The sequence below is a fragment of the Rhodococcus sp. NPDC003348 genome, assembly GCF_053589375.1.
Genome location: NZ_JBSFRT010000064.1, coordinates 1 through 25,769, shown reverse-complemented (window position 1 = coordinate 25,769; position 25,769 = coordinate 1). Strand labels below are relative to the sequence as shown.

The following is a 25,769-nucleotide window of genomic DNA, read 5'->3' as shown; positions in this document are numbered from 1 at the left end:
GTCGGAGCCGGACTCGGCGGGCTCGGGCGCGAACTGCAGCGCCTCGGCGTCGAGACCCGGCACGTCGAGCACCGCGACATCCACCCCGCAAACCACGCACGAGCAGCGGAGCTGCCTATGCCTTGAGCGAAGCAGGCGGGGTGAAGCGCTCGCCATACTTTGCGGCGAGTTCCTCGGCGCGGGCCACGAATCCAGCGACGCCGCCCTCGTAGCCGGTGACGAACTGGCTGACGCCACCGGTCCAGGCCGGGTAGCCGATGCCCATGATCGAGCCGATGTTGGCGTCGGCGGTGGACGTGATGACGCCCTCGTCGAAGCACTTGACCGTCTCGAGCGCCTCGATGAACAGCATGCGGTCGATCAGGTCCTGGAGCGGCGGGGTCGCCGATCCGGAGTTGAACGCCTCGCGCAGGCCCGGCCACAGGCCGACGCGCTTGCCGTCCTCGTAGTCGTAGAAGCCCGCACCGCCGAGGCGACCCTTGCGGCCGTTCTCCTCGACGAGGACGTTGATGACGTCACCGGCCGGGTCCGGCGGCAGCGTCTTGCCCTCGGCGATCGCGGCGGCCTTCGACTCCGCACGGATCTTCTGCATCAGCGTCAGGTTCAGCTCATCCGAGAGCTGCAGCGGCGCCGCCGGGTAACCGGCCTGCATGCCCGCCTGCTCGATGGTGGCCGGCTCGATGCCCTCGGCGAGCATGGCGATGGCCTCGTTGACGAACGTGCCGATCACGCGCGAGGTGAAGAAGCCACGCGAGTCGTTGACGACGATCGGCGTCTTGCGGATCGCCTGCACGAAATCGAAGACGCGCGCGAGGGTCTCGTCTGACGTCTTCTCACCGCGGATGATCTCGACCAGCGGCATCTTGTCGACGGGCGAGAAGAAGTGGATGCCGATGAAGTCCTCGGGACGCTTGACGCCGGTCGCCAGATCGGTGATCGGCAGCGTCGAGGTGTTCGATCCGAGCAGGGCGTCCGCGTCGACGATGTCCTCGATCTCCTGGAACACCTTCTTCTTCAGGTCGGGCGACTCGAAGACGGCCTCGACGACGAAGTCGACGCCGGCGAAGTCGGCCGGATCGGCGGTCGGCGTGATGAGGTCGAGCAGCGCCTTCGACTTCTCCTCGGTGGTCTTGCCCCGCGAGAGCGCCTTGGCCTCGATCTTCTCCGAGTACGCCTTGCCCTTCTCCGCGGCCTCGATCGCGACGTCCTTGAGCACGACCGGGATTCCCGCCTTGGCACACACGTACGCGATGCCTGCGCCCATCATGCCGGCGCCGAGGACGCCGACCTTCTTGATCTCACGCTTGGGGATGTCCTTCGGACGCGACGCACCCGAGCCGATGGTCTGGATGTCGAAGAAGAACGCCTGGATCATGTTCTTCGCGACGTTGCCGGTGACCAGCGAGGTGAAGTAGCGTGACTCGATCTTCAGCGCGTTGTCGATGTCGACCTGGCTGCCCTCGACCGCGGCCGCGAGGATCGCGCGCGGCGCCGGCATGTTGGCGCCCTTGATCTGCTTGCGCAGGTTCGCCGGGATCGCGGGCAGGTTCGCCGCGAACGCCGGGGTGGCAGGGGTGCCGCCGGGGATCTTGTAACCCTTCTCGTCCCACGGCTGGACGCCCTTGTCCGGGTTCGCCTTGATCCACGCCTTCGCGGCGGGCACCAGTTCCTCGACCGAGGACACGACCTCGTCGATCAGGCCGACCTCGAGCGACTGCTGCGGCCCGCGCTGCTGACCCTGCAGCAGGAACTGGGTCAGCGCGGTCATCAGGCCGAACTTGCGGACGGTACGGACGACGCCGCCGCCGCCCGGCAGCAGACCGAGGGTGACCTCGGGCAGACCGATCTTGACGCCCTTGACGTCCGCGGCGATGCGGTGGTGGGTGGCCAGCGCGATCTCGAGGCCACCGCCGAGCGCCGCGCCGTTGATGCAGGTCACGACCGGCTTACCGAGCGTCTCGAGGCGACGCAGGTCGGCCTTGAGGGCGAGGCTGTGGTGGTAGATGTACTCGGCGTCGTCGGGACCCGACTTGATCATGTTCTTCAGGTCGCCGCCGGCGAAGAAGGTCTTCTTGCCGGAGGTCAGCACGACACCGGTCACGGTGTCCTTCTCCGCGTACAGCCGGTCGACGGTCTCCTTCATCGACGAGATGTAGCGGTCGTTCATGGTGTTCGCGCCCTGGTTCGGGTCGTCGATGGTGAGCACGACGATGCCGTCGGCGTCCTGCTCCCAGTTGATGATGTTCTGATCGCTCACTGTTTCGTCTCTCCTGATTGTCCGGTGAGCGTCAGACGCGCTCGATGATGGTGGCCACGCCCATGCCGCCGCCGATGCACAGCGTGACCAGGGCCCGCTTGGCGCCGCGACGCTCGAGCTCGTCGACCATGGTTCCGGTGATCATCGCGCCGGTCGCACCGAGCGGGTGACCCATCGCGATCGCTCCGCCGTTGACGTTGAGCTTCTCGTCGGGGATCTTCAGGTCCTTCTGGAACTTCATCGCGACCGACGCGAACGCCTCGTTGATCTCGAACAGATCGATGTCGTCGACGGTGAGCCCGGCCTGGGCGAGCACCTTGTGCGCGGCCGGAGTGGGACCGGTGAGCATGATCGTCGAGTCGGCGCCGGAGGTGGCGGTCGCGACGACGCGGGCACGCGGGGTCAGGCCCATCTCCTTGCCTGCCCGCTCGGAGCCGACGAGGACGAGAGCGGCGCCGTCGACGATGCCGGAGCTGTTGCCGCCGTGGTGGACGTGGTTGATCTTCTCGACCCAGTGGTACTTCTGCAGCGCGACGGCGTCGAAGCCGCCCATCGCGCCGATGCCCGCGAACGCAGGCGCGAGCCCGGCCAGCGACTCGAGGGTGGTGCCCGGACGCATGTGCTCGTCGTTGTCGAGGACGGTGACGCCGTTGATGTCCTTGACCGGGACGACGGACTTGGCGAAGTAGCCGCCCGCCCACGCCTTCGCCGCGAGGTCCTGCGAACGGACCGCGTACGCGTCGACGTCCTCGCGGGAGAAGCCCTCCATGGTGGCGATCAGGTCGGCGCCGATGCCCTGCGGCACCAGGTAGGTGTCGAAGTTGGTGGCCGGATCCAGCATCCAGGCACCGCCGTCGGAGCCCATCTTCACCCGGGACATCGACTCGACGCCGCCGGCGATGACCAGCTCGTCCCAGCCGGACCGCACCTTCTGCGCCGCCATGTTCACGGCCTCGAGGCCGGACGCGCAGAAGCGGTTGATCTGCACGCCACCGACGGTCTCCGGCAGCCCGGCGACGGTCACCGCGGTCCGGGCGATGTCGGCGCCCTGGTCGCCGAGCGGGGAGACCACACCGAGGATCACGTCGGAGATACGGTCCTCGTCCAGGTCGGGGAACCGCACCCGCAGCTCGTCGATCAGGCCGGTGACGAGGTCGATCGGCTTCACCGAATGCAACGAGCCGGACGACTTGCCCCGGCCGCGTGGGGTTCGGATGGCTTCATAAATGAACGCCTCTGTGGTCACGGTGTTCCTTCCTGTGCACGGCTGCGCCGCGTGCGAGCGGTTCTTCTGCGGATCCAACGTGGTGTCGGGGCACCCGCGAGTGCGCCGACCCGAGGCAGACACCCCGATGCACGCCATAGTAGAACGTGTTCCAAAATTGGGTCTAGGACCGAAGCGAGCGAGACCTGTGACCGTGCCGATCAACCGTGCCGCGGCCGTGCCGATCAACCGCACCGCGGCCGTGCCGACCAACCGCACCGCGCCCGTCAGCCCAGACCCGCCTCCCGGGCCCGCACGATCGCCGCGGACCGGTCCGGCACGCCGAGCTTGGTCAGGATGTTCGAGGTGTGGTTGCGCACCGTCTTCGGGCTGAGCACCAGGCGACGGGAGATGGTGGACGTGTCGTGGCCGGCGGCGACGAGGTCGAGAATCTCCCGCTCCCGATCGGTCAGCTCGGGGAAGACCGTCGGCGCCAGTCCCCGCGAAGCCGCCATGAATCCCATCGCCCGCTCCGCCACCGCCGCCCCGAGGAACAGGTCGCCGTGCGCGACCGCTCGCACGGCCCGCTCCACCTCGTCCGGGCCGGCCCCCTTGACCAGGTAGCCGCGGGCGCCGGCGCGGACCGACGCCACGAGGGCGTCGTCGTCCTCGTGCATCGTCACCATCAGCACCCGCAGCGCGGGCAGGCGGGCCAGCAGGTCCCGGGTGGCCTCCACGCCGGAACCGTCACCGAGCTCAATGTCCATCAGCACCACGTCCACGTCCGAGGTCACCGCGGTCGCCGCTTCCACGACGGAACTGGCCTCGACGACCACGTCGATCCCGTCGAGGGTGGACAGCAGTGCGACCATCCCGAGCCGGAACACGGGATGGTCGTCGACGACGGCGACTCGGATGGCGGTGACGGTGTGGTCGGTCATGTTGGGGCCAACGGTATCCGGGCGGCCACCCGCGTGCCTCCCGACGCCGGCGAGTCGATCACCAGGGTGCCGCCCAGGGCCCCGGCCCGTTCCCGCATCGAGCGGGTGCCGACGCCGCCGACGTGCTCCGAATCGAAGCCGCGCCCGTCGTCGTGCACGACGACGGTCAACTCCCCCGCGGTCGAACCGGGTGCGGCGCACACCTCGACCCGACAGCCGTCCGCGCCGCTGTGGCGGCGCGCATTCGACACCGCCTCGACCGCGATGCCATAGGCGGCCGCGCTCGCGAGCGGGTCGATCGTCGCGGGTACCTGCGCGTCCACGGCGAGGACGAACCCGGCGCGGGCGTGCTGCGCGGCGAGATCGTGCAGGGCCGCGACGAGGCCGAGTTCGTCGAGGATCGGCGGAAACAGGGTGCGCGACAAGGAGCGAACGCCCTCCACCTGGTGATCGAGCTGCTGCTGCAGCGAATCCAGCAGCCGGGCCGCGGCGTCGGGGTCCACCCCGAGCAGATTCCGCACCCCCTGCAGCCCGAGGCGGATCCCGGCGAGCGACGGTCCGAGACCGTCGTGCAGCTCCCGCCGGATCACCCGCCGTTCCTCCAGCCGGACCGTGGACAGCCGGTCGCGGGCCGCATCCAGGTCTCGCGTCGCCCGCACCAGCACCAGGCCGGTGGCAACGACCGAACCCAGCTCCTGCAACGCTTTCCGGTCCCGCTCGTCGAGCGACTCGCCCGGGGGCGCCGTCGCGGCGAGCCCGCCGACCGGAGAACCCCTATGCACGAGCTCGACCATCGTCTCCCGGCCCGTCGGATGCCCGTACCGCACAACGGGTTCGGGATCCCCCGCCTGCCAGACCGTCACCGACTCCAGTCGCAGCGCCGCGGCGACCCCGGCGGCGAGCTCCCCCATCAGTTCGTCCGGCGCGGCGGCCGTCGCGAATCGGCTGCCCAGGTCACGCACCGCGCGCGCCGGATCCGCGCCGGACCCGTACACGAGGTCGTGCACGCGACGCTGCAGCCACGATCGCACCGGCTGCACGGCCACTGCCACGGCGCCGGCCGCGACGGCCTGCGCGAGAACAGAATCCGACGACGGGAGCAGCTGCGCCAGCGCCGTCGCGGTCACCACATACAGGGCGATCAACCCGACCGTGAGCGTGCCGGCCAGCACCGCACGGCTCACGGCCAGATCGAGTCCCCACATCCGTTGACGCAGCACCGCCACCAACATCGCGGCCGGGTAGAACGCCTGCACCGCGAGGTGGACGAGTGGGGTGATCATCCACATGTGCGGCCACGACGACGGCAGCGCCAGCGGGACGAACGACAGCGCCATCAGCGCGGTACCGACTGCCAGCCAACCGAGACCGACCCGTTCCTCCACCGGGCCGCGGCGCGCCCTCCGCGCCGCGTCGCCCGCCGCAACCAGTCCGACCGCCACGACCGGCGCGACGAGCCAGATCGCGGCGACGTCGCTCCAGGTGCGGGCGACGAAGAACCACGCCGTCGCTGCCACTCCGGCGACCAACCCGGCGCGAGCGACGATGTCGAGCCGCTGGTCGCGGATCAGCCACGGCACCACCAGGAACAGCGCGAGGGTGCCGGGGATCCACGCGGTGTTCTGCAGCGGCTCGATCGCCGCGACCGCGGGCAATCCGGGCCGGACGGCCGCCAGTTCGGTGTAGGCGTAGCTCAGCGCGGCGAGCCCGATCCCGATCGCACCCAGGCCCAGGATGATCGGAACCGGATGCACCCTGCGGGCCAGCACCACGCCGCCGACGGTGCCGTACACCGCCGCCCCGACGACGTCGACCAGGAAGAACAGCTGGTTCGCGTCCAGTGTCGGCTCCGCCGCCAGGAAGGCGACCACCGACAGCACTGCGAGCAGCCAGGCCGTGACGGCGAGCGCAGCGGCGGGCACCGGCGCACCGCCGCCCACCGACCCCTCGTATCGCTCGCTCACTCGTCACACCCTTCCCGGCTCCGGCGACGCCCGTGCGCGTTTCCGGTAGCCAGGACTACCAGAAACGCGCACAGGTTCAGCGCTTGCGGCCCGTGAACCACAGTCCGACAGCGCAGACCAGCACCCACACCGGACCGGTGAATCCGGCCATGTACTGCAGCGGCGAGATTCCGAACAGCGCGGTCAATCCGCCGAGGACCACGCTGGTCCAGCCGAGCCACCTCGGCAGCGCACCGTGCCGCAGGGACGCCACCGCGACCGCGAGGGCGCTGACGCCGGCGGCCGCCCACAGCCACGGGATGGTGCCGAGCCAGTGCGCCCCGACCACGGCGAACTCCGGCACCATCTTCGTGCCCTCGGACAGCCCGAAGACCAGTTCGGTGGTCAGACCGGTGCCGATCAGGGAGATCGCGGACGTCACGATCAGCCCCCCGGCCGCGACCTGCGGCAGCACACTCGCCGGTGCCAGTCGCGCGGCCATCAGCCGGGCCAGGCCCGCCGCGAACACCAGCAGCGCGAGCGCGGCGACCGCGAACCCGGTGTGTTCGATCAGGATCATGGTCCGCTGGTCGGCCAGTCGTTCGGCGATCGCGACCGGGTTCCCGGCGATCGTCTCGTCGTAGACGGCGGTCACGCCCCCACTGGCCTGGATGCCGACCACGCCGGCGAGACCGGCCACGACACCGGCCGCCACCCATGCTCGACGCTGGGTCGCCGGCGCGTCGGGGGCCGGATCGGCGGATGCGGCCGCCACCGAATTGCTGATGCTCATGCGCGGTCTCCTTCACTGCCCCGCCCGCTGGCGGATCGACTGCAGCAAAGGATGTGCCGCCCGGCGTCCCGGCCACCAGGGGCCGATGACCCGGACGGCCGGGAAATCACACGGAGTGGACGGTCTCCCCGGGAGTGAGCGCGAACTCGCACCAGCACTCGACGTGGTCGGCGGCACCGGGACGTACCGCCAGCGGCGCCCGCCCGGACCGGGTGATCGGCGGCGAGATCGGCGGCAGCCCGGGCAACGGGACCAGTCGCACGTCGAGCGGGGCGTAGCCGTCGGCCCGCACCACCACCCGCATGTGCTCGTCCGCGGCGCCGGCGACGACGTCGAAGCTGCCGCGGTCGCAGGTCACCGCGGATCCGCTGGGCTCGACGGGCAGGCCGGTCGCGGCGGCGTCGTCGTCGACGGGATGCCACCAGTCGAGTCGCGCATCGGGAATCGGATCACCGGAGTGCGTCCGCACGATGCCGAGCATCCGCAGGGGCCCGGCACTTCTCATTTCCTGTTCGGCGCTCGGAACCAGGGTCAGCTTCGCAGGGCCCGGGAACTCACCGTCCGGACACGACGAGTCGAGTCGCTGTAACGGCATGTCACGCACTCCCTCGTCGTCGCACCGCACCACCGGGCCCGGCTGAGTGGTCCGACGCTACGTCATCGATGCCACCACCGCGATCCGCTGTGCGCACCGAAAGTACACATTGCGCAGCCGCTCGCGTGCCCGATTCGTGAATATGAGTTCGGCCGGTCGCTGGCTGTGGGCCCGCCGGTCAGGTTCAATTGACGGGCGGCGTGCAACCGACCGACCACGCCGACGCCGAAAGGCGTGCCCTCGACCGGGGTGCCCGCCACATCGGATGACGTCCTCCCCGCGCCCGGGGAGGTTGGCGGACAGGAGGTGAGCGAGCCGATGCTCCATCCTGCGAACACGCCGGTGCCGGCCGCCTCGCCTCCGAGTCTTCTCGACGCATCCGATCTGTCCGCGCTGTCCACACCCGAGCACTCGGGCCGGCCGGGGGCTCCCCAGATCCCGGACAACTGGGAGGAGGCGTCCCGGATCGCATCGGACGCGTACTTCCCGCACAACCTGATCCGGCTGTCCCCGGACAGCACTCCTGGGCTGGTGCTGCGCAACGCGGACCTCGGGCCGATCCGGCTCGCCCGCATCGGGTGGGGTACGGAGGTAACCGTCGAATCCGCCCACCCGGGCGGCTACGCCGTCAACATCCCGCTCACGGGTCACCTGACATCGGTCATCCGCGGTACCGAGGTGACCTCCGCGGTCGGGCAGGCGACGATCTGCCCACCCGACACTGCGACACGGATCGTCGAATGGGACCGGGCCTGCCACATCCTCGGGGTCGGCATCGATCGCACCCACCTCGACCGCGAAATACTCCGCGTTCTCGAGACCGAGCGGCAGCTGCCCCGGCAGGTCGACCTCACCACTCCCGAGGGCGCGAGCTGGCTGCGTCTGGTCGTCTCGCTCGCGCAGCAGCTCACGGACGATCCGGGGGTGCTCGGCAACGCCCTCGTCGCCGACCAGTTGGCCGGCGCCGTCACGACGGCACTGGTCCTCGCGGCCGTGCCGTCGACTGCGGCTCCGACGCCGCGGCCGCGGATCGTCAAGCGGGTGGTCGACGCCCTGCACGCCGACCCCGGCCGCGTGTGGACGGCGGGCGACATGGCCGAGTGCGCCGGGGTGGGCGTTCGCCGCCTGCAGGAGGGGTTTCGCAGGTACGTTGGACGCAGCCCGTCCGAGTACCTGCTCGACATTCGGCTGCAGCGGGCACACGAAGAACTCCTGGATGCGGGCCCCAGCCGCACCGTCACCGAGATCGCGCAAAGGTGGGGATTCACCCACACGGGCCGCTTCGCGGCGGCCTACCGCAACAAGTACGGCACTTCCCCCTCCCAGTCCCTGCGGGGCTGACCTCATCGCACCGGAGCCCTTCCCATGGCGATCGCGACACCGAACCAGGCCGCACTCCTGCGCGAACTCGAACCGACCGTCGAGGCGCTGCTGAACCGGCACCTGTCGATGGCCCGCGACTGGAATCCCCACGAGTACGTGCCCTGGGACGAGGGCCGGAACTTCGCCCCGATGGGCGGCGACGACTGGGAGCCCGGCCAGTCCCGACTCACCGAGGTCGCGAAGGTCGCGATGGTGACCAACCTGCTGACCGAGGACAATCTGCCGTCCTATCACCGGGAGATCGCGGGCAGCTTCTCCCGGGACGGGGCGTGGGGAACGTGGGTGAACCGGTGGACGGCCGAGGAGAACCGCCACGGCATCGTGATCCGGGACTACCTGACGGTGACCCGCGCCGTCGATCCGGTCGAACTCGAGCGGTTCCGGATGCAGCACATGACCACGGGGGTGTCGTCGCCCCTGGACGAGTCCTTCCTGCACTCGGTCACGTACGTGACGTTCCAGGAGCTCGCGACCCGGCTCGCGCACCGCAACACCGGCCGGGCCTGCGCGGACGACGTCGCCGAGCGGATGCTGAGCCGGGTCTCCGCCGACGAGAACCTGCACATGGTCTTCTACCGTTCCCTCGCCGGTGCCGCCCTCGACGTGGCGCCCGATGCGGCGATGGACGCGCTCACCGAGATCCTGGTCCGCTTCCAGATGCCGGGGATGTCGATGCCCAATTTCCGCCGCAATGCGGCACTGCTCGCGCGGCACGGCGTCTACGATCTGCGCCAGCACCTCGACGAGGTGGTGTGGCCGGTGCTGAGGATCTGGCAGGTGTTCGACCGGACCGACGTCGGTCCGGTCGGTGAGCAGGCCAGGGAACGGCTCGCGGCCCATCTGGCTGAGCTGGAACGCTCGGCGCGCCGATTCGAGGAGACCCGCGAACGCCTGCGGGCCCGCGAGGCGGAACGGGCCTGACCCCGGCGCGCCCGAAACCGGGCGAGACCGACCGCGGCCACCTATCGTATGCGTGACACACGGTCACACACAGGGGGACGCTCATGCGCACCGGGGAGAACACCGTCTGGCACTGGGACGTCAGCATTCGAGCGCGGCTGATCGCGGGGTTCACGCGAATCGTCGTCAAACCGCTGTTCACGATCTGGCCGGCCACCGACGGCGGCATCCGGATCCTTGCCAAGCTGGAAACCTACGTCGACCGCCTGCCCGCCCCACCCGGCAGCACCGTCCAGGACCTGACCCTGGGTGGGGTTCCGTGCGAGCGGGTCACGCACCGCCACGTCGCGACCGACGAGCTGGCCGATGCGACGATCCTCTACCTGCACGGCGGCGGCTTCGTGTTCTGTGGTCGCGGCACCCACCGCAGCCTGTGCGCCCTGCTGTCCGCCCGCGCCGGAGTTCCGGTGATCTCGGTGGAGTACCGGCAGTTGCCGGACGGCGGTGTCGGCACCTCGATCGCCGATGCGATGGCCGCCTACCGGGCCGTGCTCGAATCGTGTCCCGACCCGGCGAAGATCGTCGTCGCCGGCGATTCCGCGGGCGGTTACCTCGCCATGAAGGTCACCGAGATCGCCGCGCTGCAGGGGCTCCCCCGGCCAGCCGCCGTGATCGGCTACTCCCCGCTGCTGAACGTGCACCTCGAACGACACGACCCGAAGTTCATGCGCAAGGACGCGTACCTGCCGATGAGCCAGGTCGCCAAGCTCAAGGACCGCTGGCTCGGCGGACCCGACGCCATCGTCGGCGTGGACTCGCCAGTCGACGCCGACCCGGCCGTGTTCCCGCCCGTGTTCCTCTCGTGCGCCGAGTACGAGCTGATGCGGCCGGATGTCGAGCTGCTGACGAGTCGGTTCGAACACGCCGGGCGGACCGTCGAGACCCATCTGTGGAGCGGTCAGATCCACGCGTTCCCGGTGCTCGGCACGATCCTGCGGGAAAGCCGGGAACTCGTCGCGCTGAGCGTCGACTTCGCGCGGCGCAACGTCGCCGCCCGCCAACGCCGGACCGCCTGACGCTCAGCCGCGAACGTCGACGTACTCGGCATAGCCCAGGCCGGTGACGGCCCGGCCGCGGAACCACCCGTCGTAGCGAAAGCTTCCGACGTATCCGGCACCGAGCCCGTAACACCAGTCCCCCGACGCCGTGCAGTCCAGCGTCAGCAGTTCGTCACCGCCGACGCTCAGCCGCCACCTGAAGGTCTCCGGGAGCGTCATCTCGCGACCGTCCGCGGTGCGGTGTGACCGGTCCGCGGCCTGCACGACGGTGAGGGTGCAGCCCGCCGTGTAGCCGACACTGTCCCCGCTCCGCGTCCGCAGGTATGCGGTGCGCAGCAGCGGAACACCACCCGGACCGGTGACGTGACTGAGCAGCACCTGGGTGCCCTCGTCGACGTTCACCACGTGATAGGTGAACAGGCGTGCGGGGAGCTTGGCGCGCGAGGCCAACCCGGGCGGCAACACACTGTGCGGACCGGCGCCGCGGGCGTACTCGACCGTGCACAGACCGGACACACCCTGCCCGTCGCCCGCGTGCGTGACGGTGCCCTCGTACTCGCAGAGCAGGCTCCAGTGCCGGTACACGCCGGGGATGTCGAAGAACCGGCTGATCGCACCGGTTGCCCGCAGTCGCAGATCGACTCCGACCTCCGGATGGGTGCGACGCACGGTGAACTCGGGATACCGGGACTCGAGGAGCAACTCGTCCCCGAATCGCAGCACGCTGCCGTCCGCCGCGAACTCGCAGTCCCGCGACGTCGAGCGGTGCAGAAACCCGCCACCGGTCATCGCCGCCGTCGACGAGACGACGGTGGTGGTGTCGCGAGGCGTCGTCTCGATCGCCCAGTCGTTCGCGAAGACCGCCGCCTCAGGGGTTCCGACGATTGCCATCACCCCGAAGTATCGATGCGGCTCGGGCAGATTCGGCACCATCACCCCGTAGTGCGCCCAGTTGAACCACCGCGACCCGAAGCTGCCGCGAGCACCGGGCGGACGCAGGTCGAGAGGCTGACGCACCGGCGGCTGGGGGCCGGACGCGCGGCGGTTCACCAGGGCCAGCGCCCGCTCGGCGAGACTGCGCCGCGGCGTCATTCGTCGAGCGGTTTCGCCCCGAGGACGTCGGCCAGCAACTCCAGTGCCACGTCGTTCGGATCACGCCGCACGGACGGGTCGGCCGGTTCGGCGGCCTCCGCCATCATCTCTTCCTCGTCCTCGGCCGTCACCGAATCCGGCGACGGCGGGTCGAAGTCCATCGGCCCCGGATCGTCGGGGTAGTCCGGCTCGTCGGGCGGCGGGATGTCGTCGACCGGCGGCCCGACGACCGGTTCGGGACCGGCCGGACGGGCAGGCTGCGGTGCCGCATTCGCCTGACTCGGCCTCGAGAACCGCGGCGCACCAGACGATTTCGCTTGCTGACGAACCGGGGCCGGCCTGCTCGGCACATCCTGGTCTGGGGTGCCGACCTGGCAGTCGACGGACCAGTCGACGCCGAACACGTCGTGCAGCGCACGCCGGATCACGTCGGCGTTCCGGGGTTCGACAAGCCGCTTCGCGAGCGGGGCGGAGGCGTGCACGAGCACCACCGTGCCATTCTCGACGGAGCGAACCGTCGCCCCGGAGAGCATCACCTCGACGGTGCGGCTGTGCTCACGGACCTTGGCCCGCACCTCCGACCACACCGCCCGGATCGCAGCCGCGTCCGGCTCGGCGCCTCCCGCCGCGGCCACCGGGGGCTCGACGCCTCCCGGTTCCGGGACGGCGGGCTCGACTGCCACGAGCTCGGGCTCGACGCCGACAGGCTCGGTGACGACAGGCTCGGTGACGACCGGCTCGACCGCCACCGGCTCCACGACTGCCGGCTCGGCGTCGACCGGCTCGGTGTCGACCGGCTCGGCGGCGGCAGACTCGGCGATTTCAAGCTCGGGCTCGGATACCGGCTCCGCAGAATCCTCTGCCGGAGAGAAGAATTCGGCGAAGTCGGGATCGGCAGCGGGCGTGAGCGCATCCGCCACCGTGTCGAAGCTGTCGGGCACGAGCGGCGACGGTTCGACGGACGGGATGTCGAGGGGTTCACCGGACTGCACCGGCGCCGCTTCCATCTGGGCCGCCACGGCCCGTGCGCGTGCCGCCGCCGCCTCCGCTGCGGCCTGGGCCTCGGCAGCCGCCTTGGCCAGTGCCGCGGCCTCCGCCTCCGCTGCGGCTTGGGCCTCGGCAGCCGCCTTCGCCCGGGCAGCAGCCGCGGCCTGCGCAACTGCCTCCGCCCGGGCAGCGGCCTCGGCCTGGGCCGCTGCTTCCGCCTCGGCGCGCGCGGCCGCTTCCGCCTCGGCCCGTGCCGCAGCTTCCGCCTCGGCCTGCGCGGCCGTCTCCGCCTGAGCCGCGGCCTGCGCAGCTTCGGCCTGGGCACGGGCCTCCGCATCCGCTTCCGCCTGCTTGCGCTGCGAGGGCCGCAGGAAGCGCGGTGCGGGTTCGTCGGGCGCAGGGCCCGCCGACTCGGGCGCGGTGGGGGTGAGCGGCCTGGCCGCGGGCGCCGCGCCGCCGGGCCCTGCGACCACCCCACCGATCTCGAGTCGCTCGAGGCGCTGCAGCACCGCCGACTCCGCATCCGATGCGGACGGCAGCAGCATCCGGGCGCAGATCACCTCGAGCAGCAACCGCGGTGCCGTCGCGCCCCGCATCTCACCGAGCCCGGTGTGCAGCAGTTCCGCGTACCGGGCCAGCGTCGCCGGACCGATCCGTTCCGACTCCTCCCGCATATGTTCGAGGACATCGCCGGGCGCGTCGACGAGGCCCCTCTCACCGGCGTCGGGGACGGCACGCATCAGGATCAGGTCACGGATCCGTTCGAGCAGATCCACAGCGAACCGGCGCGGGTCGTGACCGGCGTCCATCACCTTGTCGACGGTGCCGAACAGCGCGGCCCCGTCGCCCGCCGCGAGGGCGTCGACGGCCTCGTCGATCAGCGCGACATCGGTGACGCCGAGCAGTGCGAGGGCGCGCGCGTAGGTGACGCCCTCCTCACCCGCACCGGCGAGGAGCTGATCGAGGACGCTGAGCGAGTCGCGGGGCGAGCCACCACCGGCGCGGATCACCAGCGGATACACCGCATCCTGAACCGCGACGTCCTCCTGCGCGCAGATCTTCTCGAGCAGTCCGCGCATCGTGTTCGGCGCCAGCAACCGGAACGGATAGTGGTGGGTGCGCGACCGGATGGTCGGCAGCACCTTCTCCGGCTCCGTCGTCGCGAACACGAAGATCAGGTGCTCCGGCGGCTCCTCGACGATCTTGAGCAGGGCGTTGAAGCCCTGCGTGGTGACCATGTGGGCCTCGTCGACGATGAAGATGCGGTACCGCGACTCGGCGGGCGCGTAGAAGGCGCGGTCGCGCAGCTCGCGGGTGTCGTCGACACCGCCGTGGCTGGCCGCGTCGAGCTCGATGACGTCGAGATTGCCCGGACCGCCGGGACCGAGAGCAACACAGGAGTGGCACGTCCCACACGGAGTCGACGTCGGGCCCTGAACACAGTTCAGGGAGCGCGCCAGGATGCGGGCGGACGAGGTCTTGCCGCAGCCGCGCGGGCCGGAGAACAGGTACGCGTGGTTGATGCGTCCCGCGTCGAGGGCGGTGCTCAGAGGCTCGGTGACGTGCTCCTGCCCCACCACCTCCGCGAAGGTCGCCGGTCGGTATTTCCGGTAGAGGGCCACGCGGTGAGGGTACCGGCGAGCACCGACATCGGGACCATTGACCGCCCGCGCGCCGGTCGGCCGAGCGGGTCCGGCCGCGTCCGTGGATCGACCGAATGTTCCGTTCACTCGATCGGATCGACCGAACGCTTCCGTTCACTCGACCGAATCGAGCGGATGCGCCGCCCGCTCTGCAGGCCACGCACGGCGTGTGACCAGGTGTGAGAAAGGCGAAACACACCCGCAACGTCACGGCAGCGCTCGTGAAACTCCGAAGGACGATTCTCTGCTGCGGCGTGCGAGCCGACCGCACGCGGAGGAGGCTGACCGTGCACACGATCGACGCCGGGGACACCGCCTGGCTGCTGGTGAGCACCGCTCTGGTGCTGCTGATGACTCCGGGCCTGGCCCTGTTCTACGGCGGCATGGTGCGGTCCAAGGGCGTGCTCAACATGATCATGATGAGTTTCGTCGCAATCGCGCTGGTCACCGTCGTATGGCTGATTGCCGGGTACAGCCTCGTCTTCGGTGACGACATCGGCGGCGGCCTGCTCGGTGGCCTCGAGCACGCGGGCATGGCCGGGATCTCCCCCGACACCGTGCACGGCACCGTGCCCGAACTGCTGTTCGCCACCTTCCAGCTCACCTTCGCGGTCCTCACAGCCGCGCTGATCAGCGGTGCGATCGCCGACCGGGCCAAGTTCTCCGCGTGGATGCTGTTCGTCCCCGTGTGGGCGCTGCTGGTCTACGTGCCCGTCGCGCACTGGGTGTGGGGCCCCGACGGCTGGATCGCCCGCCTCGGTGTCCTCGACTACGCCGGTGGCCTCGTGGTCGAGATCGTCTCCGGCGCGTCCGGGCTGGCGCTCGCCCTGGTCCTGGGCCGGCGGATCGGCTTCCGCACCGAGCCGATGCGCCCGCACAACCTGCCCCTCGTGCTGCTCGGCGTCGGACTCCTGTGGTTCGGCTGGTTCGGCTTCAACGCCGGTTCCGCGCTCGGCGCGAACGGCACCGCTGCCGCGGTGTTCGTCAACACCCTCGTGGCCGGCTGCACCGGCATGCTCGGCTGGATGGTCGTCGAGCATCGCCGCGACGGGCACCCGACCACGTTCGGCGCCGCGTCCGGCGTCGTCGCCGGCCTGGTCGCGATCACCCCGTCCTGTGGTTGGGTGACCATTCTCGGCGCCGCCGTCGTCGGCACCCTCGCCGGTGTCGTCTGCTCGTTCGCGGTCGGCTGGAAGTTCCGGTTCGGATACGACGACTCCCTCGACGTGGTGGGCGTGCACCTGATCGGCGGCATCGTCGGCACCCTCGCGATCGGCCTGCTCGCCGCACAGGTGATGACCCACGGCCCCGAGGGACTGCTGTACGGCGGGGGCCTCACCCAGCTCGGCAAGCAGGCGCTGGCGGTCGGCGTGGTCGGCGTGTACGCGTTCGGCCTCACCTACGCCCTCGGCAAGCTGATCGACCGTTTCTTCGGATTCCGGGTCACCGCAGAGCAGGAGACCGGTGGCATCGATCTCGCCCTGCACGCCGAATCCGCTTATGAGCACGCGGTCCTCGCGCACAGCGGCCCGGGCGGCTCCGGCATCTTCGGTACCCACCCCGGCCTGTTCGACACGCGGCACGACGGGACCCGCCGTCCGGACCACGAGCCGGATCCGGACCAGGACGATCTTCAGCGCGACTGACCTCCCCGCGACCTGCACGAGCAGGAGCGGACGCGGCTCTGCACACACCTTTTCGGTGGTCCACACCCCTATTCGGCGCCGAATGCGGGTGTGCACACCCGAAAAGGCTTGTGCACACCGGCATTACGCGCGTCGGCAGTAGACCCGTTCGACGGTGGCGACGTAGATCTCGGCGACGTTGCGGGCACCGCCCGTGGAGACGGTTCAGGTGTGCTTTCCGGCGTCACGTCGACGGCCGGCATCACCTCGTCCGCCGGGGCCGGGATCTCGGCCCCGCGGTTCTCCGCCACCGGTGCCGGAAGCTGGCTCGAGGACACCGCCGCAGATGTCGGCGCGCCCGACGCCTGCCCGACATCGACTGGATGTCGAGCACCCCGACAGACCGCCACACATCACCGCGGCCACGACCGTCACGGCGTTTCGAACTCTGACCACGAGCTGGAGTGTTTGCCCACTTCTACTTGCCAGTAATCCCACATGACCAGGGAAAATCCGACAGTTCGATTACGACACGAACGACACTGGCAGCGTGCTATAAACAGCTTTTGTCCGTTACGTGAATTTGCACACACGGCAGCGGAACCGTCTCGGCCGGTCGGCTCCACGGAGCCGGCGCGCGTCCTCCCCGGGCGCGCTCGCAAACGTTCTTACGACGTAAGGAGCCGCATGACAAACTCGACGAAACGTTCCCCCCGGCGAACCGGAACTCTCACCCGAATCGCACTCGCAGGCCTCGCAACCGGCGGCGCCCTCGCCCTCGCCGCACCCACCGCGGCCGCTGCGCCCGGAACCACACCCGTTCCCGGCGGCGCCGTCTGCGATCCGACTGTCGGCCAGGGATGCCTGAGCGTCGTCGTCAACAGTGGAACCTTCGACAACAACGGGTTCACGCTTCCGCTAGGCGACGGCGACTTGACCATCGCCGCGACTCTGCCCGACGGCGACGGGGCAATGGTGCCTCGCGACGACGGTCACTTCGGCGTCTACTCCAAGCCGATGACGGTGCCGGGCGGCGTCCTGGGTGTCGACCTGCCGTTCGACAACCTCTTCGGCCTCGCCGCGGTCACCTCACAGGTCGAGGCGGTGGAGACCCCGACCCTCAACGGACTGGTCACCGACTTCGACATCACCCTTCCCGCGCGCCTGAAGATCAACAACCCCCTGCTGGGCGACAACTGCTACATCGGATCACCGGAGAACCCGGTCGTGTTCGAACTCGACAATGATCCCGCCGGCTTCGAATCCCACTACGAGGATCCCTACCCCGCCGAGACCGCGTGGCTGTCGGGCATCCACAACAAGGCCACCGAGTTCTCCCTGCCCGGCGCCACCGGCTGCGGTCCGTTCGGGGCACTGAACCCGATCGTCAACTGGCGGGCCAAGGTTCCGAACGGCACCGGCACATCGCTGGAGACCGTGTCCACCGGCTTCCTGTTCCCGTCCGCCGCCGGCGGCACCGACCCGCTCGACGAGACCGGCGGCGAGGGTGGCAGCTCCGGCTCCAGCGGATCAAGCGGCAGCTGACCCTTCGCGCCAGGGCGTGGTGCGCCTCGAGATCCGCGCACCACGCCCGGGCATCAGGTTCTCGGCACCAACGCCCCGAATCGGCCGGTGGCACACATCATTCGATCGATCCGACCTCTGACGCGCGTCCACCCCCAGCCCAGGAGGGCGTCACCAATCGGTCGATTCGGTTCCCGCACTACGCCTTCGCGGCCTTCGCGGCGGCCTTGGCGGCCTGCTTGAACTCACGGACCTCCATGAGCGTCTGCTGGTCGACGACGTCGGCGATCGACCGGCGGGCACCGTCGTCGCCGTAGGCACCGGCGGCCTCCCGCCACCCGGCCGGCTGCACGCCGATCTGCTTGCCGAGCAGGGCCAGGAAGATCCGCGCCTTCTGGTCGCCGTAGCCGGGTAGCGCCTTCAGCCGCCTGAGCACTTCCCTGCCATCCGGGTCGCCCGACGTCCAGATCGCAGCGGTGTCGCCGTCGTAGTGCTCGACGATGTAGCCGCACAGCGACTGGATCCGCGCGCCCATCGACTTGGGGAACCGGTGCACCGCCGGCGGCTGCGAACACACCGCGATGAAGTCGTCCGGGTTCATCTCCGCGATCGTGTGCACATCGAAACCGCCGATCCGGTCGGCGATCTTCTTCGGGCCCGCGAACGCGGATTCCATCGTGACCTGCTGATCGAGGAGCATCCCGGTGAGGAGCGCGGCCGGATTCTCGGCCAGCAGCTCGTCGGACGCCGGGTCCTGGGTCAGGCACAGCTTCACAGTCATTGCTCGATTCTGACATCCGCGCGGGCGCCCGGCGCGGAACAATTTCGCATGGGTGCCGCGCTGTGGATCAGTCAGCGGCGACCGAAGCTCGGCTGGTGCTGGAACGGCAACCCGCACTCCAGGCTCGGCTCCGCCTCGGCCGGCCGCCGGATCGGCCCCCTGACGGTCAGCGCCGCCGCCACAGCACCGCGGCCACGACCACCGACCCCATCATCACGGTGGTCGCGGTCAGCGCGTACGCCCAGTGTGTGAACAGTGTCGGCTCCGTCGTGGCCGGGATCGCCGCCAGCGCCGCGAACAACGCCACCGCCGCGATCACCCCGGCGAGCACCGACCACGCGTTGGCGAGCCGCGAGTGCCGGGCGCCCCGAAGTTCCGCGCTGCGCAGGAGCCCGTGTTCGATCACACGCACTGCCTCGGCCAGTTCGATGTCGAGTTCCTCGGTCTCCTCCGCGGCCCGCCGGACCAGGATCGAGCGGAGCTGGGTGGGCTGGGTCCAGGAGTGGTAGCGGTTGTCGCGCTGGTGCTCCTTGCGCAACAGGGCCCGTTCCATTCGCCGGGCCTGCATCGCGGCGACGTCGTCGAGCGCTTGGACCAACCGGTCTCCGGTGAGGTCCTCGCGGCAGCGCAAGTGGTCGAGGACCTGCCAGAAGTCCATCGAGCACCGCGCCCGGATCGCCACCCACGGGAGCAGGCAGTACAGCATCTCGCGGGTGCCGGAGCCGACGTAGTCGTGGCCGCGGGCGGTCGCCTCGAGGTCGAGGAGCACCGCGGCGGAGTCCTCACGTACCGCGACCGTCGCACCGGGCTCGACCGGCTGGTCGACGAGCGAGACCCGATCCCAGTGCCAGAGCACTCCCCACCGCCCGGCCGCGGCGCGCGCCAGCGGCCCGGTCTGCGGCCCCTCCACCAGGCCACGGACCCGGTCAGCGCCGTCCGCGGTCACCTCGACGACGAGGCCTTCGATCGCCTCCTGATCGCCGATGCCACGGTGACTGTGCACGACCACGTCGGTCAGCGGCCGATGCACGGCCGGATCGGAAAGTCGGGTATGCAGCCCCGGGAACAGGTCGACCAGGCTGGCATCGGAATCGAGGCCGAAGAGCGTGAGGAACTCGTCCACGGCCGGGCGGAATCCTGCTCCGTCCCGGTCCTGCAGGGGGTCGGTGTTCCAGCCGACCAGCGTGGTGTCCGGGACATCGGACAGCGACTCCAGCGCGAGGACGAGCCCGTTGTCCGGTACTTCCCACAGGGACAGGCAGGTGGCGGCGGGCCCCATATAGGGACGGACGCCAGGTTCGCCCGACCGCATCGCGGCGGTCGCGGCCCCGAACGTGAGCTCCGCCCCCGCCTCGCTGCGATGCCGGTACGCCAGCAGTACCGCCGGCCGCACCCCGCGCTCGGTCCGCCGCCGTGGCCCGATCCGGGCCGGCAGGAACGGCTCCACGGCGAGGACCGGCTCGACCCGTGTCGGCGACGGCCCCTCACGGACGTCGAGCGCCAACAGAAACATTCTCAGCACCCCGTTGCACGCTCCGGCGGACCCGACGTTCGTCGGACCCGGTCCGGACTGCACACCAGCGCGACTGGTCATGACACTCACCACTCAGTCCAACCCACTGCGCCGATCGCAGCGGACCTGAGCCGGAGTATCGCAGGTTCCCCGCGAAAAAGCCCTTCCCGCAGGTCGACTCGGGTACCGGGCGCGCGAGTTACGCTTCGAGCGCCTTCTCGGTGGCGGCGAGCAGGACGCAGGTCGCGACACCGTCCATCGCGGTCTCGAGGTCGTCCATCGACGGGAAGCTCGGCGCAAGCCGGATGTTCATGTCGTCCGGATCGGTCGAGTACGGGAACGCGGAGCCGGCGGCGGTCAGCGCGATGCCCGCATCCTTGGCCAACGCGATGACCCGCTTCGCGGTGCCCGGGACCACGTCGAGGCTGATGAAGTAGCCGCCCTTGGGATCGGTCCAGGACGCGATCTTCGACGGACCGAGCCGGTCCTCGAGGATCCGCAGCACGGCCGCGAACTTCGGCGCCAGGATCTCGCGATGCTTGGCCATGTGCGCGCGAACGCCGTCGGCGTCGCCGAAGAAGCGCAGGTGCCGCAGCTGGTTGACCTTGTCCGGTCCGATGCTCTTCTTGCCGACGTGCTTCTGGTACCAGGTCAGGTTCGAGTCGGAGCTGCCGAAGAAGCTGACGCCGGCACCGGCGAAGGTGATCTTCGAGGTGGACGCGAACACGTACGGCCGGTTCGGGTTACCAGCAGCAGCGGCGAGACCGAGCACGTCGTACGCCGGCGCGAACTCCTCGGTCAGCGGATGCACCGCGTAGGCGTTGTCCCAGAAGAGGCGGAAGTCGGGGGCGGCGGTCGGCATCGACGTCAGGGCGCGCACGACCTCCTCCGAGTACACCGCGCCGGTCGGGTTGGAGTACGTCGGCACGACCCACATACCCTTGATCTGCGGGTCCTCGGCGACCAGATGCGCGATCGCGTCGACGTCCGGGCCGTCCGGGCGGATCGGAACGGGGATCATCTCGATGCCGAACGACTCGGTGATCGCGAAGTGCCGGTCGTAGCCGGGGGCCGGGCACAGGAACTTGACCTTCGTCTCCTGCGTCCACGGCCGCGGCGAGTCCACGTTGCCGTGCAGCAGGGAGAACACGATCAGGTCGTGCATGATCTCGAGGCTGGCGTTGTTGCCCGCGAGCAGGTTCGCGGTCGGGATGTTCAGCAGCTCACCGAAGATGGCACGCAGTTCCGGCAGGCCGGTCAGCCCGCCGTAGTTGCGGACGTCGGTGCCGCTGCCGTCGCGGTGATCGCCCTCGCCGGGGAGCGTCAGCAGCGCCTCCGACAGGTCGAGCTGTTCGGGGGACGGCTTGCCGCGGGTGAGGTCGAGGACCAGCTTCTCTGCCTTGAGCTGCGTGTACTTCTCGGACTGCCGTTCGTGCTCGGAACGGAGTTCCTCGTGGCTCATCAACCCAATCTGGGTTTGGGTAGGCATCCCGGAAAAACCTTTCACACCGAAGCGGCGGGGGCAGAGCTGCATAGAAAATAAGGGGACCCCGCGCACCCGGCAGAGCCCATTGACCCTTGCTGCCTTCCGGCCCTGGGGGAGTTCACAGGATGCGCGCCGCGCGGGATCCACTGACGAGTGTAGCGAGCCCGTCGCACGGACGGACAATCGGCCGGTCATCGGGGCCCCGGCACCCCCGTTTTCCGGATTGCGGGGGTGAGCCGGTATGCTCGCCCACGGAGGATTCGCCTAGTGGCCTATGGCGCTCGCCTGGAACGCGGGTTGGGTTAACGCCCTCAGGGGTTCAAATCCCCTATCCTCCGCCACACGATGGCCCCCGATCTCCGGATCGGGGGCCATCGTCGTATCCGCCACCCCGTGACGCGAATGTTCAAGACTCCGGCGCGGGAGCGGCGCAGGATGGGTCCATGACCGACACCTCCGCGATCGCAGCCCGCTACCGCCGCCGCGCCGACAACCTGACCGGCACCGTCGCCTCGGTCCCCGCCGACCGGTGGGACTCGTCCTCCCCGTGTGAGGGCTGGACCGCACGCGACGTGTTGCGGCACCTCATCGACGTCCATTCCTTCCCGTTGAAGCCCGTGGGACTGTCTCTTCCGCCGGTGCCCAGCGTCGACGAGGACCCGCTCGCGGCATGGACCCGGACCCGCGACGCGGTACTCGAGATCCTCGACGACCCGCAGCGCGCGGGCCTCGAGTACGACAGCAGCCTCGGCCGTACCTCGGTCGCCGCGACGTTCGACTCCTTCCTCGGCTTCGACCTGGCGATTCACCGCTGGGACATCGCGCACGCCACCGGTGTCGACGAGACGATCCCGGCCGAGGACCTCGCGGCGGCGGCCGCCCTCGCCGACCGGATGGGTGAGCAGATCCGCAGCTCGGGCGTGTGCGGTCCCGCGGTCGAGGTCCCGGCCGACGCGGACGAGCAGACGCGCATCCTCGCGGTGCTGGGGCGGCGCGCCTGAGCGGCGCCGAGTGCGCACTCGGCGGATCGCTAGGCTGGACGCCATGAGTGGAGACGGTGCCGGGCGGTTTGCACCCAGCCCGTCCGGCGACCTCCACCTGGGCAATCTGCGAACCGCCCTGCTGGCGTGGCTGTTCGCCCGCTCCACCGGCCGCGGGTTCCTGATGCGGGTCGAGGACCTGGACCGAGTACGGCCCGGCGCCGAGGAACGGCAGCTCGCCGACCTCGCCGCGATCGGTGTGGACTGGGACGGCGAGATCGTCCACCAGTCGCAGCGACTGCCGCATTACGCCGCCGCCGTCGACGCCCTGTCCGCCGCCGGCCTGACCTACGAGTGTTTCTGCACCCGGAGGGAAATCCAGCAGGCGGCCACCGCGCCGCACGGCCCGGACGGGCACTACCCGGGCACATGTCGGTACCTCACAACCCAGCAGCGGCAGGCCAAACGGGACGCCGGGCGGCCTCCGGCGATCCGGTTGCGTGCCGACGTCGCGGAGTTCGAGGTCGAGGACCTGCTGCACGGCCGCTACACCGGAGCCGTCGACGACGTGGTGCTGCGCCGCGGCGACGGCGTGCCCGCGTACAACCTCGCGGTCGTCGTCGACGACGCCGCGCAGGGCGTCGACCAGGTGGTGCGCGGCGACGACCTGCTCGGGTCCGCCCCGCGCCAGGCATACCTGGCAACCCTCCTCGGACTTCCCGTGCCGACCTTCGCGCACGTGCCGCTGGCCTTGAACGCCGAGGGCAAACGCCTCGCCAAACGAGACGGCGCGGTCACCCTCGCGGACCAGCAGGCCGCGGGACGCACCCCGGATGCGGTACGCGGCCATCTCGCGGCCTCACTCGGGCTGGCCGAATCGGACGAGAAGCCGTCGATGGCGGACCTGCTCGACCGGTTCGACCCCGCCGCGCTCCCCCGCGACCCCTGGGTGTTCGCAGCCGGCTCCGAGTTGTAGCCGAATCGGTACGAAACGCCTGTTCGCCAGCGCGCGAACAGGCTGCGGGCGCCGTAGTGTCTACCAAGATCAACAAACAGCGCGGCGCGCCGATGTGTCGCCGCGCATCGACCAGGACCATTGAGGGGAACCGCACGTGAGTGAGAACCCGCCCGGGGCACCCGATCCGAACCATCCGCAGCAGCCCCCGAACCAGGGCACCCCGCCGCCGAACTCCGGACAGCCCGGCTACGGACAGCCCGGCCCCGGACAACCCGGCTACGGGCAGCCCGGCCCCGGACAACCCGGCTACGGACAGCAGCCCACGTACGGGCAGCCCGGCGGCTACCCGCCTCCGCCCGGCTACGGTGCACCGCAGCCCGGCGGCTATCCCCCACCGCCGGGTTACGGCACGCCCCAGCCCGGCGGATATCCGCCGCCGCCCCCGTCCGGGGGTTACGGGGCACCGCTCCAGCCGGCACCCGGCTTCGGTGGACCCGGAGGCACCCCGCAGCTGACCATCCCGGATGCGCTCGGCTACGCGTGGAACAAGTTCAAGGCCAATGCCGGCGTGTGGGTCGGGATCACCGTGATCATCTTCCTGATCGAGCTCGTGGTCAGCTTCATCTTCGGTTTCAACGACTCATATGACAGCTTCGGTGACTACTTCACGTTCTGGCGCATCCTCGGCACCGTCGTCAGCGCCATCGTCAGCTACCTGGTCAATGCGGCACTGGTGCGGGGCGCCCTGCACGAACTGGACGGAAACAAGCCGGGCATCGGCTCGTTCTTCCAGTTCACCAACGTCGGCGCGATCATCCTGGCCAGCCTCCTCGTCGGCATCATCACCGGCATCGGATTCGTGCTCTTCATCATCCCGGGCATCATCCTGGCGTTCCTGACCTGGTGGACACTCCAGTTCGTCGTCGACAAGGAGCAGGATGCGGTCACGGCGATCAAGTCCAGCTTCCGGGCGATCTCCGAGAACGTCGGGCCGCTGGTGCTGCTGGCCCTGGTCCTGGTCGCCCTGAACATCGTCGGCGCGCTGCTGTGCGGCCTGGGCCTGCTGATCACCATTCCGCTGACCACCATCGCATCCACCTATGCGTACCGGGTGGTGGTCGGAGGCCGCGTCTCCGCCTGACCGATCGGCATCCTGCACCCTGAACCATGCACGGTGCAGGGCAATCACAAACCTCGCACATCGGGCGCGAACCCAACCGGGTTCGCGCCCGACGTCGTCTCGGTGCTTGGATGGCCGTCGTGACAGCTTCAGACCAGGTCGACCAGCAAACCGAGCACGCGACGTTCGCCCACGTCGCCCGCGGCTACTATCCGACCTTCGTCGCACTGTTCACCGCGGTGCTGCTGATCTCCAACATCTGCGCCACCAAGGGCGTCGCATTCTTCTCGGACGCCGACCTGTCCGTCGGCCCGCTGCAGATCCTGCCGATCATCACCGACGGCGGGTTCTTCCTGTTCCCGCTCGCCTACATCGTCGGCGACGTACTCAGCGAGGTGTACGGCTTCAAGGCCACCCGGCGCGCGATCTACCTGGGCTTCGGCGCCCTGATCCTGGCGTCGGTGTGCTTCCTGATCCTGATCGAACTGCCGTCCGCCGACTTCTACGAGAACCAGGCGTCGCTCGAGGCGGTGGTCGGGGTGTACCCGCGGCTGCTGCTCGCCGGACTCGCCGGCTACCTCGTCGGCCAGTTGCTGAACTCCCTGGTGATGGTTTCCATCAAGGAACGCACCAAGGAGAAGCACCTGTGGGCGCGGCTGATCGGTTCGACCGTGGTCGGCGAGTTCGCGGACACCCTGATCTTCTGCGCGATCGCCGCCGGCGCAATCGGCATCAGCACCTGGGACGACTTCCTGAACTACGTGCTCGTCGGGTTCCTGTGGAAGACGCTGGTCGAGGTGCTCGTCATGCCGATCACCTACCGGGTCATCGCGTACGTCAAGAAGCGCGAGCCGACCTACGTCGTCGCTTCCTGACCGCCCCGCCTTGGTTCCCTAATGTCACATTCGGTCACCAAACGAGTTTGTATATTTTATTTTTGTTCAACCATTTGGCCCACCGGGTGAGGGGCGGGTTTAGGTATTTGA

At 69.7% G+C, this 25,769-nt stretch carries 20 protein-coding genes, 1 tRNA gene, 1 other RNA gene and 1 pseudogene; 11 read left to right on the top strand and 12 right to left on the bottom strand.

Going from position 1 to position 25,769, the window contains the following annotated elements:
• Nucleotides 1-115 precede the first annotated feature (115 nt).
• The 6 genes from ACWDU4_RS26880 to ACWDU4_RS26855 form a co-directional block, all read right to left on the bottom strand.
• Nucleotides 116-2,257, bottom strand: a complete 2,142-nt coding sequence (locus tag ACWDU4_RS26880) for a 3-hydroxyacyl-CoA dehydrogenase NAD-binding domain-containing protein (RefSeq protein WP_450117007.1) — start codon at nt 2,255-2,257, stop codon at nt 116-118.
• A gap of 31 nt (nt 2,258-2,288) precedes the next feature.
• Nucleotides 2,289-3,503, bottom strand: a complete 1,215-nt coding sequence (locus ACWDU4_RS26875; RefSeq protein ID WP_450117006.1) for an acetyl-CoA C-acetyltransferase — start codon at nt 3,501-3,503, stop codon at nt 2,289-2,291.
• Between the two features lie 245 nt (nt 3,504-3,748).
• Entirely contained in the window at nt 3,749-4,402 is a 654-nt protein-coding gene (locus ACWDU4_RS26870) for a response regulator (protein WP_450117005.1), read from the bottom strand.
• Nucleotides 4,399-6,366 (bottom strand): sensor histidine kinase, encoded by a 1,968-nt coding sequence (locus tag ACWDU4_RS26865; protein ID WP_450117004.1) that lies wholly within the window; start codon nt 6,364-6,366, stop codon nt 4,399-4,401. Before ACWDU4_RS26865 ends, ACWDU4_RS26870 begins: the two co-directional genes overlap by 4 nt.
• Before the next feature lie 76 nt (nt 6,367-6,442).
• A complete protein-coding gene (locus tag ACWDU4_RS26860; protein ID WP_450117003.1) occupies nt 6,443-7,138 on the bottom strand; it encodes a hypothetical protein in 696 nt (231 codons plus the stop codon).
• Nucleotides 7,139-7,244: 106 nt separating this feature from the next.
• Entirely contained in the window at nt 7,245-7,733 is a 489-nt protein-coding gene (locus tag ACWDU4_RS26855; protein ID WP_450117002.1) for a hypothetical protein, read from the bottom strand.
• Between the two features lie 318 nt (nt 7,734-8,051).
• Here ACWDU4_RS26855 and ACWDU4_RS26850 point away from each other — a divergent pair, with 318 nt between their 5' ends.
• The 3 genes from ACWDU4_RS26850 (at nt 8,052) to ACWDU4_RS26840 (ending at nt 11,092) form a co-directional block, all read left to right on the top strand.
• Complete coding sequence (locus ACWDU4_RS26850) at nt 8,052-9,074, top strand: AraC family transcriptional regulator (protein WP_450117001.1); 1,023 nt, start codon at nt 8,052-8,054, stop codon at nt 9,072-9,074.
• Nucleotides 9,075-9,098: 24 nt separating this feature from the next.
• Nucleotides 9,099-10,037: an acyl-ACP desaturase gene (locus ACWDU4_RS26845; protein ID WP_450117000.1), complete on the top strand. Its 939-nt coding sequence runs from the start codon at nt 9,099-9,101 to the stop codon at nt 10,035-10,037.
• An 83-nt stretch (nt 10,038-10,120) separates the two neighbouring features.
• A complete protein-coding gene (locus ACWDU4_RS26840) occupies nt 10,121-11,092 on the top strand; it encodes an alpha/beta hydrolase (RefSeq protein WP_450116999.1) in 972 nt (323 codons plus the stop codon).
• A 3-nt stretch (nt 11,093-11,095) separates the two neighbouring features.
• On the opposite strand, the gene ACWDU4_RS26835 is transcribed toward ACWDU4_RS26840, so the two are convergent.
• Entirely contained in the window at nt 11,096-12,166 is a 1,071-nt protein-coding gene (locus tag ACWDU4_RS26835) for a DUF6670 family protein (RefSeq protein ID WP_450116998.1), read from the bottom strand.
• Nucleotides 12,163-14,775: a DNA polymerase III subunit gamma and tau gene (locus tag ACWDU4_RS26830; protein WP_450116997.1), complete on the bottom strand. Its 2,613-nt coding sequence runs from the start codon at nt 14,773-14,775 to the stop codon at nt 12,163-12,165. The genes ACWDU4_RS26835 and ACWDU4_RS26830 overlap by 4 nt, the downstream gene beginning before the upstream one ends.
• Before the next feature lie 308 nt (nt 14,776-15,083).
• Here ACWDU4_RS26830 and ACWDU4_RS26825 point away from each other — a divergent pair, with 308 nt between their 5' ends.
• Both ACWDU4_RS26825 and ACWDU4_RS26820 read left to right on the top strand, forming a co-directional pair.
• Nucleotides 15,084-16,442, top strand: coding sequence for an ammonium transporter (locus tag ACWDU4_RS26825; protein ID WP_450116996.1), 1,359 nt, complete (start codon nt 15,084-15,086; stop codon nt 16,440-16,442).
• A 666-nt stretch (nt 16,443-17,108) separates the two neighbouring features.
• Nucleotides 17,109-17,966 (top strand): hypothetical protein, encoded by an 858-nt coding sequence (locus tag ACWDU4_RS26820; RefSeq protein ID WP_450116995.1) that lies wholly within the window; start codon nt 17,109-17,111, stop codon nt 17,964-17,966.
• A gap of 178 nt (nt 17,967-18,144) precedes the next feature.
• Here ACWDU4_RS26820 and ACWDU4_RS26815 read toward each other — a convergent pair whose 3' ends face one another.
• Entirely contained in the window at nt 18,145-18,726 is a 582-nt protein-coding gene (locus tag ACWDU4_RS26815; protein ID WP_450116994.1) for an HhH-GPD-type base excision DNA repair protein, read from the bottom strand.
• A 48-nt stretch (nt 18,727-18,774) separates the two neighbouring features.
• On the opposite strand from ACWDU4_RS26815, the pseudogene ACWDU4_RS26810 reads away from it, so the two are divergent.
• Nucleotides 18,775-18,879, top strand: a pseudogene (locus ACWDU4_RS26810) (DUF5701 family protein); the annotation flags it as partial.
• A gap of 13 nt (nt 18,880-18,892) precedes the next feature.
• Here the strand turns inward: ACWDU4_RS26810 and ACWDU4_RS26805 are convergent.
• From ACWDU4_RS26805 to ffs, 3 genes are all read right to left on the bottom strand, one after another.
• Complete coding sequence (locus tag ACWDU4_RS26805) at nt 18,893-20,320, bottom strand: hypothetical protein (protein WP_450116993.1); 1,428 nt, start codon at nt 20,318-20,320, stop codon at nt 18,893-18,895.
• A gap of 118 nt (nt 20,321-20,438) precedes the next feature.
• A complete protein-coding gene (locus ACWDU4_RS26800) occupies nt 20,439-21,728 on the bottom strand; it encodes an aminotransferase class I/II-fold pyridoxal phosphate-dependent enzyme (protein ID WP_450116992.1) in 1,290 nt (429 codons plus the stop codon).
• Nucleotides 21,729-21,778: 50 nt separating this feature from the next.
• An RNA gene (gene ffs / locus ACWDU4_RS26795) (signal recognition particle sRNA small type) lies at nt 21,779-21,873 on the bottom strand.
• Nucleotides 21,874-21,978: 105 nt separating this feature from the next.
• Here ffs and ACWDU4_RS26790 point away from each other — a divergent pair.
• From ACWDU4_RS26790 to ACWDU4_RS26770, 5 genes are all read left to right on the top strand, one after another.
• Nucleotides 21,979-22,066 (top strand) — tRNA-Ser (locus tag ACWDU4_RS26790).
• Nucleotides 22,067-22,168: 102 nt separating this feature from the next.
• Complete coding sequence (locus ACWDU4_RS26785) at nt 22,169-22,726, top strand: TIGR03086 family metal-binding protein (protein ID WP_450116991.1); 558 nt, start codon at nt 22,169-22,171, stop codon at nt 22,724-22,726.
• A gap of 43 nt (nt 22,727-22,769) precedes the next feature.
• Complete coding sequence (gene gluQRS, locus ACWDU4_RS26780; protein WP_450116990.1) at nt 22,770-23,681, top strand: tRNA glutamyl-Q(34) synthetase GluQRS; 912 nt, start codon at nt 22,770-22,772, stop codon at nt 23,679-23,681.
• A 136-nt stretch (nt 23,682-23,817) separates the two neighbouring features.
• Nucleotides 23,818-24,804, top strand: coding sequence for a hypothetical protein (locus ACWDU4_RS26775; RefSeq protein WP_450116989.1), 987 nt, complete (start codon nt 23,818-23,820; stop codon nt 24,802-24,804).
• Nucleotides 24,805-24,923: 119 nt separating this feature from the next.
• Nucleotides 24,924-25,658 carry a queuosine precursor transporter gene (locus ACWDU4_RS26770; protein ID WP_450116988.1) on the top strand — a complete coding sequence of 245 codons (735 nt, stop codon included), beginning with the start codon at nt 24,924-24,926 and terminating at the stop codon, nt 25,656-25,658.
• Nucleotides 25,659-25,769 lie beyond the last annotated feature (111 nt).

Coding starts and splice junctions, on each gene's coding strand:
- ACWDU4_RS26870 (WP_450117005.1), bottom strand. CDS start 4,402: ATGACCGACCACACCGTCACCGCCATCCGAGTCGCCGTCGTCGACGAC.
- ACWDU4_RS26860 (WP_450117003.1), bottom strand. CDS start 7,138: ATGAGCATCAGCAATTCGGTGGCGGCCGCATCCGCCGATCCGGCCCCC.
- ACWDU4_RS26855 (WP_450117002.1), bottom strand. CDS start 7,733: ATGCCGTTACAGCGACTCGACTCGTCGTGTCCGGACGGTGAGTTCCCG.
- ACWDU4_RS26850 (WP_450117001.1), top strand. CDS start 8,052: ATGCTCCATCCTGCGAACACGCCGGTGCCGGCCGCCTCGCCTCCGAGT.
- ACWDU4_RS26845 (WP_450117000.1), top strand. CDS start 9,099: ATGGCGATCGCGACACCGAACCAGGCCGCACTCCTGCGCGAACTCGAA.
- ACWDU4_RS26840 (WP_450116999.1), top strand. CDS start 10,121: ATGCGCACCGGGGAGAACACCGTCTGGCACTGGGACGTCAGCATTCGA.
- ACWDU4_RS26835 (WP_450116998.1), bottom strand. CDS start 12,166: ATGACGCCGCGGCGCAGTCTCGCCGAGCGGGCGCTGGCCCTGGTGAAC.
- ACWDU4_RS26820 (WP_450116995.1), top strand. CDS start 17,109: ATGACAAACTCGACGAAACGTTCCCCCCGGCGAACCGGAACTCTCACC.
- ACWDU4_RS26815 (WP_450116994.1), bottom strand. CDS start 18,726: ATGACTGTGAAGCTGTGCCTGACCCAGGACCCGGCGTCCGACGAGCTG.
- ACWDU4_RS26805 (WP_450116993.1), bottom strand. CDS start 20,320: ATGACCAGTCGCGCTGGTGTGCAGTCCGGACCGGGTCCGACGAACGTC.
- ACWDU4_RS26800 (WP_450116992.1), bottom strand. CDS start 21,728: ATGCCTACCCAAACCCAGATTGGGTTGATGAGCCACGAGGAACTCCGT.
- ACWDU4_RS26785 (WP_450116991.1), top strand. CDS start 22,169: ATGACCGACACCTCCGCGATCGCAGCCCGCTACCGCCGCCGCGCCGAC.
- gluQRS (WP_450116990.1), top strand. CDS start 22,770: ATGAGTGGAGACGGTGCCGGGCGGTTTGCACCCAGCCCGTCCGGCGAC.